At 46.9% G+C, this 14151-nt stretch carries 11 protein-coding genes; 8 read left to right on the top strand and 3 right to left on the bottom strand.

Annotation, left to right across the window (positions count from 1 at the left end; all coding sequences use genetic code 11):
• Nucleotides 1–38 precede the first annotated feature (38 nt).
• The 3 genes from AC1XUF_RS23440 (at nt 39) to AC1XUF_RS23430 (ending at nt 3386) form a co-directional block, all read left to right on the top strand.
• Nucleotides 39–2357: a TonB-dependent receptor gene (locus tag AC1XUF_RS23440; protein WP_483344282.1), complete on the top strand. Its 2319-nt coding sequence runs from the start codon at nt 39–41 to the stop codon at nt 2355–2357.
• Between the two features lie 173 nt (nt 2358–2530).
• Nucleotides 2531–2806: a 2TM domain-containing protein gene (locus tag AC1XUF_RS23435; protein WP_483344281.1), complete on the top strand. Its 276-nt coding sequence runs from the start codon at nt 2531–2533 to the stop codon at nt 2804–2806.
• A 79-nt stretch (nt 2807–2885) separates the two neighbouring features.
• On the top strand, nt 2886–3386 hold the full coding sequence (locus tag AC1XUF_RS23430) for a pyridoxamine 5'-phosphate oxidase family protein (protein ID WP_483344280.1): 501 nt from the start codon (nt 2886–2888) through the stop codon (nt 3384–3386).
• A 78-nt stretch (nt 3387–3464) separates the two neighbouring features.
• Here AC1XUF_RS23430 and AC1XUF_RS23425 read toward each other — a convergent pair whose 3' ends face one another.
• Nucleotides 3465–4004: a YciE/YciF ferroxidase family protein gene (locus AC1XUF_RS23425; protein WP_483344279.1), complete on the bottom strand. Its 540-nt coding sequence runs from the start codon at nt 4002–4004 to the stop codon at nt 3465–3467.
• Between the two features lie 247 nt (nt 4005–4251).
• On the opposite strand from AC1XUF_RS23425, the gene AC1XUF_RS23420 reads away from it, so the two are divergent.
• Nucleotides 4252–5175 (top strand): LEA type 2 family protein, encoded by a 924-nt coding sequence (locus AC1XUF_RS23420; protein ID WP_483344278.1) that lies wholly within the window; start codon nt 4252–4254, stop codon nt 5173–5175.
• Between the two features lie 42 nt (nt 5176–5217).
• Here AC1XUF_RS23420 and AC1XUF_RS23415 read toward each other — a convergent pair whose 3' ends face one another.
• Both AC1XUF_RS23415 and AC1XUF_RS23410 read right to left on the bottom strand, forming a co-directional pair.
• Nucleotides 5218–7161, bottom strand: a complete 1944-nt coding sequence (locus tag AC1XUF_RS23415) for a glycoside hydrolase family 127 protein (protein ID WP_483344277.1) — start codon at nt 7159–7161, stop codon at nt 5218–5220.
• Nucleotides 7162–7262: 101 nt separating this feature from the next.
• Entirely contained in the window at nt 7263–8627 is a 1365-nt protein-coding gene (locus AC1XUF_RS23410) for a sigma-54-dependent transcriptional regulator (RefSeq protein ID WP_483344276.1), read from the bottom strand.
• Between the two features lie 356 nt (nt 8628–8983).
• Here AC1XUF_RS23410 and AC1XUF_RS23405 point away from each other — a divergent pair, with 356 nt between their 5' ends.
• The 4 genes from AC1XUF_RS23405 to AC1XUF_RS23390 all read left to right on the top strand — a co-directional run bounded on the left by AC1XUF_RS23405 (nt 8984) and on the right by AC1XUF_RS23390 (nt 14145).
• The gene (locus AC1XUF_RS23405; RefSeq protein ID WP_483344275.1) at nt 8984–10231 is read left to right on the top strand and encodes an efflux RND transporter periplasmic adaptor subunit; all 1248 of its coding nucleotides are present in this window, start codon (nt 8984–8986) and stop codon (nt 10229–10231) included.
• Nucleotides 10232–10347: 116 nt separating this feature from the next.
• Nucleotides 10348–11025, top strand: coding sequence for an ABC transporter ATP-binding protein (locus AC1XUF_RS23400; RefSeq protein WP_483344274.1), 678 nt, complete (start codon nt 10348–10350; stop codon nt 11023–11025).
• A 103-nt stretch (nt 11026–11128) separates the two neighbouring features.
• On the top strand, nt 11129–11752 hold the full coding sequence (locus AC1XUF_RS23395) for a hypothetical protein (protein ID WP_483344273.1): 624 nt from the start codon (nt 11129–11131) through the stop codon (nt 11750–11752).
• A gap of 14 nt (nt 11753–11766) precedes the next feature.
• Entirely contained in the window at nt 11767–14145 is a 2379-nt protein-coding gene (locus AC1XUF_RS23390; RefSeq protein ID WP_483344272.1) for an ABC transporter permease, read from the top strand.
• Nucleotides 14146–14151: the final 6 nt, after the last annotated feature.

Here is a 14151-nt window from a genome sequence, read left to right as displayed (position 1 = left end):
AACACCGTGCCTGGTTGTCAGAATTGAAACAACCAGCCATGAAAAAATACATCCTAACACTGCTGGCCGGGGCATATGGTGCCCTGGCCCATGCTCAGAACCCGACCCAACTTGTAAAGGGCCACGTGATCGATACGGAGTCGCAGCAACCTGTGATTGGTGCAAACATCGTTATCACTTCTTTGAACCCCATTTCCGGCGGGACCACAGATGCGGATGGGAACTTCCGGATCGAGAAAGTGCCGGTAGGCCGGCATTCCTTCAAAATCACCAGCCTGGGATACGACGATGCATTTTTGCAGGAAGTTAATGTAGGTTCCGGAAAGGAAGTCGAGCTTAATATCAAACTCACCGAGTCTTTCAAGACTTTGAACGAAGTGGTGATCAAAGCGCAAACGGAGCATGGCGCACCGCTGAACGACATGGTGAGCGTCAGCGGCCGGTCATTTACAGTAGACCAGACCAAACGTTTTGCCGCCTCGGTCAACGATCCGGCGCGGATGGCCCTGTCCTTTGCGGGCGTCGCTACCAATGACGACGGAAACAACCAGATCATTATCCGGGGCAACAGTCCCAAAGGATTGCTCTGGCGGATGGAAGGTGTGGAAATTCCCAATCCCAACCATTTCGCTTCCGAGGGTTCAAGCGGGGGCGGGATCAGTGCGTTGAGTGCCAATGTGCTGAGCAATTCAGATTTTCTTACGGGAGCGTTTCCGGCCGAGTATGGCAACGCTACTTCGGGGGTATTTGATTTAAAATTGAGAAAAGGAAATAATGAAAAGCGTGAATATGCCATGCAGGCGGGTGTTCTGGGTCTCGATTTTGCGGCGGAAGGACCAATCGGACCAAAGGGCGGCGCATCCTACCTGGCCAATTACAGGTACTCTACCTTATCCATTCTAAACAAAATTGGCCTGAACATCGCTGGAGACGCTTCGACGGATTTTCAGGATGGTGCGTTCAAAATCTTTATTCCCTATGACGAAAAATCGGTGGTGTCGGTATGGGGAATGGGCGGGTTAAGTACCTCAAAAACGGACGATGATGAGTCAAAAGAACTGTTTAAATCCAATCGTGGTATCGTCGGTGTCAATTACGTGCGTTACCTCAACCGTAAATCGTACATGGAAAACATCGTTTCCTATTCGGCAACGTTGCAAAGTGACGAGTATTTGGATAAGGAAAAGCAAACAAACCTGAGCCAGAATTTTATCAATCAGACCCTCCGGATTTCTTCCTTGTATAATTACAAGCTCAATGCAAGAAATACCATCAGGATTGGTGCGATCATCAATCACCTCGACTTTGACCTTTTTAACAAGGACAATGAAGACGGCCCGGAGAAAGTGCGGGTCGACCAGAAGGGTAATACGCAGCTTTTCCAGGCATATGCTCAATGGAAGTCGCGTTTGACCCCTACGGTAACCATGAACGTCGGGTTGCATGGGATGCTTTTGGAACTCAATAACCAGCATTCTATCGAACCGAGAGTGGGACTGAAATGGTCGGCAGGAGCGAAATCCACGATCAGTTTTGGTGCCGGGCTGCACAGCAAAACGGAGTCGATTTCGACCTATTTTGCGCAGGTTAGTACGGGTGACGGCAACACGGGCTTGCTGAATAAAAATCTGAAACTGATGAAATCAGCACATTTCATTGCAGGTTACGAGCTCCGTCCTTCCGCCAGCTGGCGCATCATGGCAGAAACGTATTACCAGCATCATTACAACGTGCCGATAGGCCCGCCGAACACAACCAATCCGGCCTTGCTTTATAATTCTCAATTGAATGAGATTGAAGGTTTCGGAAGCGATTCGCTCACCAGCGACGGCAAGGGACGTAGCTACGGACTGGAGCTGACCGTCGAGAAATCGCTGACCAACGGCATTTACTTCATGAGTACTACTTCGCTTTATCAATCCAAATACACAGCGCGTGATGGTGTGGAACGGGACAGCCGGTTTAACGGGAAGTTTGTACAGAATATCCTGGCTGGGAAGGAGTGGAAGGTCGGGAAGAACAAAACCAACATTTTCGCGGCAAACATAAAAATGCTGGCGGCGGGCGGTAACAGGATTACACCGGTCGACCTCGAAAAATCCAGGCTGGATGGAAAGACGGTACGTGATTGGTCGAAAAGCTATACGGAGCAGCTTCCGCATTATTTCCGCACCGACCTGAGGGTGAGCTATACCAAAAACAAAAGAAAAACCACCTCAACGATTTCACTGGATATCCAGAACGTGAGCAATCGCCTGAATGCTTTCACCCAGATTTATGATGTGAAAAACGACAAGGTAAAATTGATCACACAGACCGGCCTGCTGCCAATTCTGAACTATCGTCTCGAATTTTAAACAGACTCCGGCAATCCATCCCGGTATTTCGCGACTTCGTCCTGCAATTATTAAATTCCGTCGCCCTGTATGGGCAGATGATGGGCAAACCTGATATATTTGAGTAACTGATTAGCAGATAGGTAATTAGTTATTCAAATAGATAGATACCTCAACTAAAAAACGTGAAAATCATGGAAACGCCACGGAACGAACAGCTATGGAGAAAGGCAAAAAGAATAGCTGGTTTCAAAATGCATTTGCGCACATATTTGATTGTGAATGGTGGATTGTGGTTGTTGTACCTGGTGACCAACTACGCAAGTTTGGGGCGGGATGTCTTCCCCTGGCCGCTCTTCCCGATGGTAGGATGGGGTATCGGGCTCGTTTCCCACTACTTTACAGCTTATGGCGGCCTCGACGAGCATTCACTGGCACAAAAGGAATATGAAAAGCTGACGCGCGAATAAGCGTAAGTGCCTTCCGATGGAACGGTTGTTTTAGGTTTCTTTTAAGAAGTGTTATGAAAAGATTCAACATAAAACAATTATGGAAAAGGACTTAGCGCATACAGAAGCCATCAACAAACTGATCACTCTTGCGGACGACATTCGTTTTTGTATGTACACCACTTATGAGAATGGAAGGATCGAATCGAGGCCGATGACTACCCTGGACATCGACGCAGAAGGAAATGTCTGGTTTTTCACAAGCCGCGAAACCGAAATAGGCGGCGATACAAATGCTGGTGAGCAGGTTACGTTGATCTACGCCGACCCCAAGAACAACACCTACATGAGCGTTTCAGGAACGGCCGCAATAATAGACAGTGATCTTAAAAAAGAGGAATTGTGGAATGTCATGTCAAAAGCGTGGTTTCCAGGAGGAAAGGAGGATCCAAATCTCGTTGTTTTGAAAGTTACAACCGAAGAAGCAGCCTATTGGGACAGTACATCGTCCAAAATGGTCGTCTTCTTTTCAATGCTCAAAGCGGTACTGACCGGATCGGCACCGGATGGAGGGGACCATGGAAAATTGGACCTGGTTTAATATTCCAAAGATCAATAAAAAAGAGCTGACGATACAATTCGTATCGTCAGCTCTTTTTTATTGATCAAATGCAGAGGCCTATTCGGCACTTGCTTCTTCGTTCACATAGGTTTCGGCCAGCTCGGTCAGTTTGTGATCGGTTTCGCCTTCCTGATCCAGTGTTTGCTGCAGCTTATCGGCAACATCGCTATGACCCAGCGTTCTGGCAATGTTGCGCAGTGTTCCGTAAGAAGCGATTTCATAGTGCTCCACTTTTTGTGCAGCCATGATGAGACCGCAGTCGCGTACCATTGTTCCTTTTTCGGTGCTGCTGATGATTTCTTCAGCTTCTTCTAATAGCCCTTCCATGGCAGCACATTTCTTAGCCTGTGCTTTTTCTCCGATCATTCCAAAAACTTCTTCCAGACGGGCTGCGTGCTCCTCGGTTTCAGTTGTATGTTTTTCGAAAGCAGATTTCAATTCTTCGGAAGTGGCATTTTTCGACATTTTAGGCAATGCCTTTGCCAAGTGCTTTTCCGCCCAGTAAATATCCTTTAATCCGTCCACGAAAAGTTCTTTTAATTTCTCGCTGTCGGTATCCGTGATTTGATTGGTGGTTTTACTTTTAGTTGCTTTCATAACAGTTGTTGATTAATGTAATTGTTTGTTGGGATGAACATTCATCCGGATGTGGCATGTTAAAAATCATACCAAAAACTGAAAGCCTGTGTGGGAGGGCATTTTTGGATTTTGTGAAGATATAAGTCTACACATACGCAATGAATGCTCACCAACCCAATTGGAATGGCTGTATACCATCCCACACCGCGACGGAACGGTTTTTTCCTGGATATTTTACAATTATTTAATATAAACCCCATTTGGTATGTCAGCCTCAAAGCCCCCAAAAATTGTATGGATTATTCTGGTTTTACTTTTACTTGCAGGCACTGGCTGGTATTTTTTTAACCAATACAAAAAGGAAAACGGCAATCCTGTTTCGGGCCTGAAACCGAAAGTGGAAATGGGTATCGGGCACATTACCAACATTACGGACAGCACCATCGACCTTGAGTTAAAATTGCTCGTAGACAACCCTCTGCCCGTTGAGATAGACGTTAAAGGCTTTAATTATTTCGTGCAGATGAATGGTGTGACGGTGATCGAAAACGAGTACACCAAACCGTTAATCATCAAGTCAAGGGACAGTACCATCGTCACTTTGCCGTCCCAATTGAAAATCAAAAAATTGAAAAAAGAAGGCGAGTCCGAAGCTGCAAAAGGGGAGGACAGCGCCAATTATCATTTTGAGGGGCGTTTTGTTTTGAATAAGCCTATTTTGGGGAAAGACTCGATCACGCTTTCCAAAGACAAACGTTTACCACTATACAGACTGCCCAAGGTGAAGATTGTAGATTACGATATGACCAAATTCAGACTTAGCAAGTCGGAAATTACATTGCATTTGCAATTTTCCAATCAGAACCCTTTTCCTGTCCAGTTCAAAAATCCATCGTACGTAGTAGATCTTGGGAAGCAAAAAAGGCTTGCCGAGGGAAAAGTGGAGGGTTTTACCAAAATTAAAGGTAAAAGCACCGAGATTTATAAAATTCCCATATCGATCGATATGGGGAAAATATTGAAAGCGTTAGGACAGGTGATTGTGAAAGGTAAGTCCATTCCGTTTACATTATATTTCAAAAGTAAATTGGTGTCCGATAATGACGTTTTTAAAGACAGCGACGTAAACATCGTCGTGGACGGAGAACTGAAAGATCTGGAAACGGTTCAGAAAAACTTATCGAAGTAACCACCGCCTGCCGCCAATGGGAATGCCCCGCGGGGGCCACCCTCAATGTGCTGCATTAAACCAGATTAACATTTCAGAGGGACCACGGTTAGCCCAGGCGTAGTAGGGGATCAGCGTTACATTTTCAGATTTCAATGTAGTAACCCCACCCAGCATATCCTTTTGGAATGTCGGTATAAACGACTGGCCCGGTTTGATCGAGAGTGCCAGTGCTTTCCCCTGGTTATCATGGCCTTCCGCGCAATAAAGAATCGGACCGCGTTCAATGGCAACTTTCCCCTGATCGGCCTTGATCTGTTCATGAGGGACCACTTGCCGGATCGGCATATCGAGCGTCAATGTAATTACATCCCCCTTCTTCCAGGTGCGGTTCAGTTTCAGGTAGCCTTTTTCAACAGCTGCTTCTGTCTTTTTTCCGTTGATTAAGACAGAAACCGGCTTCGCGGCTTTGTCGGCATAAGCATATAAACCTCCCGGGATCGCTTCGCCTGTTGCCCAGCCCGGAATTCGTATGGATATGGGAAAGTTGGATGGATTGTCCGGTGAAACTGTAATTTTTACGCTCCCCTCCCAGGGATAATGGGTATCCTGGTCGATTTTGACCGCCTTATTGCCGACAGCCAATGTGGCTTCATTGTCTGCAAAAAGGTTTACGATCACTTCGTTGCCGCGCATGGCATAGATGTAGGCAGGCATGGAGGGCAAAAACCGGGATACGTTTGACGGGCAGCAAGCCGTGCCAAACCATTCATGCCGGGTAGCGCCAGAGCCTCTGCCAAAGTCGTTTACGCCATTGGACGACATCGGATTTACATAGAAAAATTCATTGCCTTTTACAGACATACCTCCCAGGAACCCGTTGTACAAAACCCGTTCAAATACGTCCATATATTTCGATTCGCCGGTATACAGGTACATTTTGTGATTCCACAGCAAGTTGGCAATGGCGGCGCAGGTTTCGGCATAAGCATTGTCATTGGGCAAAATATAGGCTTTGTCAAAAGCTTCGCCGTCTTCACGGGCACCGACACCACCAGTAATGTATTGCTTTTTATAAGTAGCGTCTTCCCAGATAGCCTGGATCGCTTTTTCGTACTGGGGGTCATTTTTTATCGTGAGAAAATCTGCGACCGAAGTGTAAAGGTATTGTGCACGAACAGCGTGGCCCATGGCTTCACGTTGACGCACAAATGGGACCTGGTCCTGAAAATAAGAGGGGCCGAGCTTGTGTTCGTCCAGGTAAAGGGTGCGTTTATCCGACCTACCGCGCATATCGATAAAGAATTTGGAGAGGTCGAGGTATTCCTGCTTTCCGGTTACGCGATAAAGCCTGATCAGCGCAATTTCGATTTCCTCATGGCCCGGTACCACAATGAGTTGTCCGGGTTTATTGCCAAAAGTTTTGACAAGATGATCGGCATTTTTAATGGCGACATTCAGCAAGGTCTTTTTCCCGGTCGCTTCGTAATGGGCAACGGCCGCTTCATAAAGGTGCCCCACATTGTAGAGTTCGTGGCTTCCGTTTTCAAAAGAATAGCGATAGGGGCCCGCGATCCAGTCGTAGGCACCGGTGGTATCCTTGTTAATGGTGCGAATCGTGTAGAGATAGCCGTCAGGTTCCTGAGCGGCTGCAAAGAGTGTGATCAGACTGTCGAGATAATGGTCCAGCTTGGGATCATATTGATTTTGAAGTACATAAGCCGCGCCTTCCACCACTTTGAAAACGTCGGAGTCATTGAACCGGACTCCCTCGAACTTTCCATTTTTTAAGCCGCCGGCGACGGCAAAGTTGTCGATACGGTGTGATTCCTCGCATTGCTGGAGCGCGTGCGGGACGGTAACCGTCCGTGCAGTTTCTACCCGGTCATGCCAGAAACCCTGGGATGTTTTGACGTTTTTGAGCGGGACGGATGAAACGGGGCCTGATTGGGCGAAAAGAAGTGGCGAAATGAAAAGAAGAATAAGCAGCATCAGCGATTGGTTCATCAGGAGCACAAATGGGTTGGAAAGCAAACTATTATTAAGAATTGCATCCCAAAAAACATGCCAATTGTGCCCCTCGATGCCCTTGCAATGGACTTTGGCTTTTATAAACCGTACTTTTCCATTCTTCTGTAAAGCGCGGCGCGGCTTAAACCCAGCTCGCGGGCAGCGTCTGTAATGTTGCCGTTGAATCGCTTCATTGCTTTCACGATCATGGTTTTTTCCATGTCTTCCAAATCGAACCCGGTAGCTGTGGTAGGTTGTCCGGCAGAGCTTTTCAAGAAAAGGTCGTCGGGCTGCAAAGTTTTTTCCTGAGAAAGGATCACAGCCCTCTCGATGGCATGCTGTAGTTCGCGGATATTACCAGGCCAATTGTACTGCTGCATTTTCTTGATCAGCGCACTGCTGATGTCGTTGACCGGCCGGTTGTATTTTTTTGCATATTGTTTCAGATAGAAATCGGCCAGCGCGCCGATGTCTTCGGGACGTTCACGTAAGGGAGGCAGATCCAGTTCGATGGTGTTGATACGGTAAAGCAAATCCTGGCGGAAAGTTTTTTCAGTGACCATCTTTTCAATGTTCATATTGGTAGCGCATATCAGTCGCACATCCAATGCAATGGGTTTGTTGGAACCAACCCGGGTTACTTTTCTTTCCTGGATCACGGTCAGCAATTTAGCCTGTAAAGAAAGGGTAAGGTTACCGATCTCGTCCAGAAATATCGTACCGCCTTTGGCCTCTTCAAACCTGCCGGCCCGGTCTTCTTTGGCATCCGTGAAAGCGCCTTTGACATGCCCGAAGAGCTCGCTCTCGAAAAGGGATTCGCTCAAAGCGCCTAAGTCGACCACTACAAAAGGTTTGTCGGCACGTTTGGAATGCTGGTGAAGATGTTTCGCGAGTTGTGTTTTTCCTGTGCCGTTTTCACCCAGAACGAGCACATTGGCGTCGGTGGAAGCGACCCTTTCGGCTGTAGCCAAAACCTGACGCATGGTATCGCTGGAAGCAACTATGGTATCCGAGGTGGATTTGGTTTTCTTTCCATCATCTTTTGATTTTTCTTCGGGGACAATGACTGGCTTGTCTTTGCCTTCGAGCGCGACAGCGATGGTGTTGAGCAACTTGTCGTTTTCCCAGGGTTTTAATACAAAATCAATGGCACCTGCCTTAATGGCCCTGATCGCCATTTCAATATCCCCGTATGCGGTGATCATAATGACTTTAGCATAGGGATTGATATCCAGGATACGGTCCAGCCAGTGGAAACCTTCCCGCCCGCTATTCACGTCGCGGGTAAAGTTCATATCCAGCAGGAAAAGATTATAGTCCCCGTTCGTTACGAGAAATGGCAGTTTTTGCGGGTTTTTTTCGATGTCTACTACTTTGGCGTGACGCTTTAAGAGGAGTTTTGCGGCGCTAAGAACGTCCACATCATCATCGATGATCAGGATTTTTGCTTCGGAAAGTTGCATGGCTGTTGGTAAATTGCCGTTGACTTAGGTCGACGGTCATTGAATAATTGGTAAGATAGCAGATACAAATTGAAATTTATTTTATATGCATTCAAAAAGTGACTATTTTACTACTTCGGGACATAAAAAAATCCTGTCCGCCGCCGAACAAAATTGTCCGATAACGAACATTGTAGGTACTTTCAGATAATGTAATAAAGTTGATTTTCAGTGCTTTATATGTGTACAGTCTCTTTGGCACAGGGATTGGATAAAATAAGGAAAGTATAAAAGCGAATTTCAATTTCTAACATATAATGGAAGTCAGGACACCTAACACAACTAGCAACTCCAACGGTTTTACCGGGGGCTCGTCAATGGACAAAATTAAACCGAAGAAATTCTGGACCACTCAACGGATCGGTATCATAGCAGGCAGCACACTCCTTGTGGCTTTTCTCGTATATCAATTCTTTTTCGCAGACAAACGGAGTAAGCTGAATGTTGAACAGGATAAACTGACCGTTTCGACCGTATCGCAAGGCAAATTCGACGAATTTATCGTAGTCACCGGGGTTGTTCAACCTTTGAAAACCATCCAGCTGGATGCCATCGTAGGCGGATATGTAACTGAGAAACTGGTCGAAGGAGGTAACATGGTAAAGCAGGGGGACATCCTGCTTCGCTTGGAAAACCAAAACCTGAAACTGAGTTTTCTCCAGTCGGAAACGGAGGCTAGCCGTTTGGTTAATGATCTTCAAAATACACGCCAGAGTTTGAAAATTGCGCGGTTTACACTGCAAAAGACATTAAGTGACCTGGATTTTCAGATTGACCAGGCCAAGGACGCGCACGAACGGAACGCTAAGCTTTATAAGGACAAAGTGATTCCCGACGCAGATTATCTTAAAACAAAACGGGAGTACGAAAAGCTGGTCAAGCAAAGAGAGATCGAGATCGAATCTCAGAAGTACCAGGAGGAGAATGCTAAAATGCAGATTTCACAACTCGAGAGAACTTTACAGAGTACTCAGAAAAACGTAAGCCTTTGGAGGGAAACACTGGATAACCTCGTCGTGAAAGCCCCTGTGTCAGGATTGTTGTCGTCCATGAACATTGAAGTAGGTTCCAATATCAGCCAGGGGCAAAACATTGGTCAGATAGACGACCTGAATGGGTTCAAGATGCGTGTAAGTGTGGATGAACACTATCTATCGCGGATTTTTGTCGGGCTGCTCGGTTCTATGGAATTCAATGGCAAAGACTATGGATTGAAGATCATTAAAATATATCCCGAAATTTTGAGCGGACGTTTCGAAGTGGATATGAAGTTTGACAAGGGCGCTCCGGAACTGGTAAAAAGAGGCCAGTCCGCGCCAATCCGGGTGCAATTAGGCCAGCCTTCGCAAGCGACGTTGCTGCCTGTAGGAGGCTTCTTCTCAGAGACTGGCGGAAACTGGGTATATGTACTTTCCGAAGACGGGAAACGGGCTGCGAAGCGTAATATCACATTGGGCCGCAAAAATCCTGAATACTTCGAAGTACTCGAAGGCCTGAAACCAGGTGAGAAAGTAATCACAAGTTCTTACGAGAACTTTGGCGACAATGAAGTTCTTGAATTCTAAAAATGATCAGCCGGCCGTCATTAATCGACGGCCGGTAATACCAGTCAATTGAAAAATAAAATAAATTAATTATCAACCCAGGCCAACAGCCGATAGCCAAAAAGCCCTAAGAAAACATGATTAAGATTAGCAACATGCACAAGGTTTTTTCTACCGAGGAAGTAGAAACCACTGCCTTGAACGGAATTGACATGGAAGTGAAAGACGGTGAATTTGTCGCCATCATGGGACCTTCCGGATGTGGAAAATCCACGCTCCTGAACATTCTGGGCCTGCTCGACAACCCCAGCGAAGGGTCCTACGAGTTCTACGGGACTGAGGTTGCGAAAATGTCTGAACGCCAGCGCGCACAGATCCGCAAAGGAAACATCGGTTTTGTGTTCCAGAGCTTCAACCTGATCGACGAGCTGACCGTGTATGAGAACGTTGAGCTTCCGTTGCTTTATCTTAAAACACCTCCTGCGGAACGCAAGGAGAAAGTAGAGGCTGCGCTTACCCGTATGAATATGATGCACCGCCGCAACCACTTTCCACAGCAGCTTTCGGGTGGTCAGCAACAGCGTACTGCGATAGCACGCGCCGTAGTTGCAACGCCAAAAACAATACTTGCGGATGAGCCTACCGGTAACCTCGACTCTAAAAACGGAGAGGAAGTGATGAACCTTTTGAGCCAGCTTAACGCAGGGGGGACGACCATCCTGATGGTAACCCACTCACCGTACGATGCGGGTTTTGCCCATCGCATCGTCAATCTGTTTGATGGAAAGATCGTCACAGAGAAAGTACACGTTTAGACGGCGATTTGCTTTTAGCTATTGGCTATCAGCTTTTCGCTAACGCGGAACTTGAAAACTAAGTTGGAAATATTCTAACAACTAACAACGCCAAATTTGACCCATGAAAAAAATCCTTACTATCCTCCTGGTCGGCGTAGGTACGTTGGCCATCGCGCAGAAGAAGAGCAATCTGAGCAGAAGCATTGACGATGACGGAAAGACTTTGTCTATTCGCGTAACCGGGACCATTGATGGTAAGGATATCAATTTCGAGCGTTCTTTCGACGTTGCCGGTATGAGCAATGAGGAGCGGACTGCATTGCGGGACCAAGTACTGGACTCGATCGGAACAGGTAACCTTCACCTTCCTGAGCCGCCCCGGCCACCGGCCGTACCAAGGCCTGAGGCACCCGTGGCACCCCCAGCGCCTTCTGCAGGCTCCGTATCCAGATCGCGATCGGCACTTTTTTATTCAAGTGACAAGGAGGATGCCCACATGGTTTCTATAGGCAAGGAATATGAAAGCCGCGTCGCAAACCCTGAGATCCGGGAATTCAGTAAGCAGATCAAGATCAGTTCTGATTCAGGTGAAATGTTCCTGCGCTACAGGTTCATGAAGAAGGATGACGAATTTATTTTTGAGAAAACGACGGATATTACAGACAAGTCCGAAAGCCAGCGCCAGCGTATTATCGAAAATTTTGAAAATGAGATAGGATTGCCCGGAAAAGGCATTGAAATGTAAATCAGCAATGTTTTATGTTTAAAAACTATCTGAAAATAGCATGGAGAAACCTTGCCAAAAGTAAGGTTTTCTCATTTATCAATGTGCTCGGCCTCACGATCGGGATCACTTGCTGCATGATGATCTTTTTGTATATCATGAATGAATTTGGCGTAGACAGATTCCATGAGAAGAAAAAGAACATTTACCGGGTCATGCGTAATGTCCAGATGAACGGGACTTCATTGAGTGTCCCATATTTGTCCGGCCCCTATGCTCCGGCTTTATTGAACGATTTTTCGGGGACTATCAAAGAGGCTGTCAGGGTGATGCCGTCCAATGGGCTGGTCATGCTAGGCAATAATGCTTTTACGGAGAAAAAACTGTACATCGCAGACTCTAACTTCTTCTCGGTATTTACTTTCCCGCTCATTGCCGGCGATGCGGCTACTGTGCTGAAAGATCCAGCCAGCGTGGTACTGACCGAGACAACCGCCAGGAAATATTTCGGCAGCCAGGATCCGTTGGGTAAGGTTATTGAACTGGACAAGTCGCTTAAATTGAAGGTGACCGGGGTTGCCAGAGACGTACCTTCCAATTCAACACTGGATTTTGATCTGGTTATGCCGATTTCGAATTACGAAAAGGAACCCTGGTTCAATACCTGGATCAATAACAACAATTTTACTTACGTTTTATTGGCCAAAAACGTGACCGAAGCTTCATTGGAGAAGAATTTTCCTGTGTTTGTAGATAAATACATGGGGAAAGATATGGCACGGTTCGGGGCCAAAATGACGCTGTCACTGACACCACTTTCAGACATTTATTTTGAGCCGCATGGCGCATTCGACAATGTAAAGCACGGCGATAAAAGCGTGGTTTACATTTTTCTTTCTATTGCCGCACTTATCCTGCTGATCGCCTGCATCAACTTTACAAACCTTTCTACGATCCGCGCGGTAGAACGCTCCAAGGAAGTCGGAATGAGAAAGGTGATGGGTGCGCTCAGGAACCATCTGGTATATCAGTTTATAGGTGAATCGGTTCTTCTAACCGCGGTATCGTGTGCGCTTTCATTGTTGTTGCTGGGTTTTCTGATGCCGGTCTACAACCATTTACTTGGCTATAATCTCACCATATCCTGGGGGGAGTCACCTTTATATTTATTTCTTGCCGGAGTAATTGTAATCGTTGGGTTCCTGGCAGGAAGTTATCCTGCCATTTTCCTTTCGGGTTTCAGCCCTATTCAGGCATTGAAAGGGAAACTTAAATTAGGCAAAGGCGGCGCCTTTTTCCGCCAGACGCTTGTGGTTGTCCAGTTTAGCATATCGGTGTTCCTGGTCATAGGTACCATCGTGATCATGAGCCAGATGCGGTACGTGAAAAATATGGAGCTTGGCTACAATCAGGCGCACTCAATTGTCATGAATGTGAATGGGGACCTTTACAAAAACAGCAAGGCATTTAAGAATGAGCTGGAGAACCTCGGTACCGTGTCTTCTGTGTCTTTCATGTCCGGCGAACCCGGCGGATTTTTTGACCTTCACGCCATCAACGCGGAGGGGATGAACGATCTCGTTTGGAAATCGCGGGTTTCATTCACCGATTTTGATTATGTGAAAACCCTGGGCCTGAAAATCATTGCGGGCAGGGACTTTTCCTCCCAGTTTGTTACCGACTCATCGGAAGCAGCGCTGATTAACCGCACAGCTGCCAAATCGCTGGGCTTTACACCGGAGCAGGCGGTTGGCAAATGGGTGAAAAATGTAGTCCGCGATAGCACGAGGAGACGGATCGTTGGCGTAGTTGAGGATTTTAATTTCCTGTCGCTCAAAGAGAAAATGGATGCGCTGGTTATCACCCCTGGAGACGACTATCGCGTGGTGGTTGTCCACTTAAAGACGGGGGATATCAAAAAAGCCTTGGCTGATGTCAAAGAGGTTTTCAGCAAAATATCGCCATCCTACCCTTTTGAATACACATTCCTGGATCAGAAGTTCGACCAGCTTTACAAAACCGATATCAGACAGCAGACCATTCTCAGCATTTTTGCGGGGTTGGCTATTTTTATTGCCTGCCTGGGATTGTTTGGCCTGGCTTCGTTCACTGCCACAAAGCGTACCAAGGAAATTGGTGTGAGAAAAGTCCTCGGGTCTTCCATTCAGAACATTGTGGTATTGCTGGCGAAAGAATTGCTCAAGCCTGTGCTGCTAGCCACATGTGTGGCTATCCCGGCGGGTTATTTTGCCATGAACAGCTGGCTTCAGAATTTCACCTATCGCATGCCGATGCAATGGTGGATTTTCGCATTCGCTGCGCTTATCACGCTGGGCATCGCGATGCTGACGATCAGCTTTAAAGCGGTGAGGGCCGCACTGATGAACCCGGTAACCTCTCTGAGGAGTGAGTAGGGGACT

This window comes from Dyadobacter sp. HNCC25DJ185 (assembly GCF_056895195.1).
The sequence above is the reverse complement of the archived record's forward strand: the minus strand, read 5'-3'. Positions and strand labels throughout refer to the sequence as shown.

Coding starts and splice junctions, on each gene's coding strand:
- AC1XUF_RS23435 (WP_483344281.1), top strand. CDS start 2,531: ATGGAAACGCCACGGAACGAACAGCTATGGAGAAAGGCAAAAAGAATA.
- AC1XUF_RS23425 (WP_483344279.1), bottom strand. CDS start 4,004: ATGAAAGCAACTAAAAGTAAAACCACCAATCAAATCACGGATACCGAC.
- AC1XUF_RS23395 (WP_483344273.1), top strand. CDS start 11,129: ATGAAAAAAATCCTTACTATCCTCCTGGTCGGCGTAGGTACGTTGGCC.
- AC1XUF_RS23390 (WP_483344272.1), top strand. CDS start 11,767: ATGTTTAAAAACTATCTGAAAATAGCATGGAGAAACCTTGCCAAAAGT.
- AC1XUF_RS23410 (WP_483344276.1), bottom strand. CDS start 8,627: ATGCAACTTTCCGAAGCAAAAATCCTGATCATCGATGATGATGTGGAC.
- AC1XUF_RS23420 (WP_483344278.1), top strand. CDS start 4,252: ATGTCAGCCTCAAAGCCCCCAAAAATTGTATGGATTATTCTGGTTTTA.
- AC1XUF_RS23400 (WP_483344274.1), top strand. CDS start 10,348: ATGATTAAGATTAGCAACATGCACAAGGTTTTTTCTACCGAGGAAGTA.
- AC1XUF_RS23440 (WP_483344282.1), top strand. CDS start 39: ATGAAAAAATACATCCTAACACTGCTGGCCGGGGCATATGGTGCCCTG.
- AC1XUF_RS23405 (WP_483344275.1), top strand. CDS start 8,984: ATGGACAAAATTAAACCGAAGAAATTCTGGACCACTCAACGGATCGGT.
- AC1XUF_RS23430 (WP_483344280.1), top strand. CDS start 2,886: ATGGAAAAGGACTTAGCGCATACAGAAGCCATCAACAAACTGATCACT.
- AC1XUF_RS23415 (WP_483344277.1), bottom strand. CDS start 7,161: ATGAACCAATCGCTGATGCTGCTTATTCTTCTTTTCATTTCGCCACTT.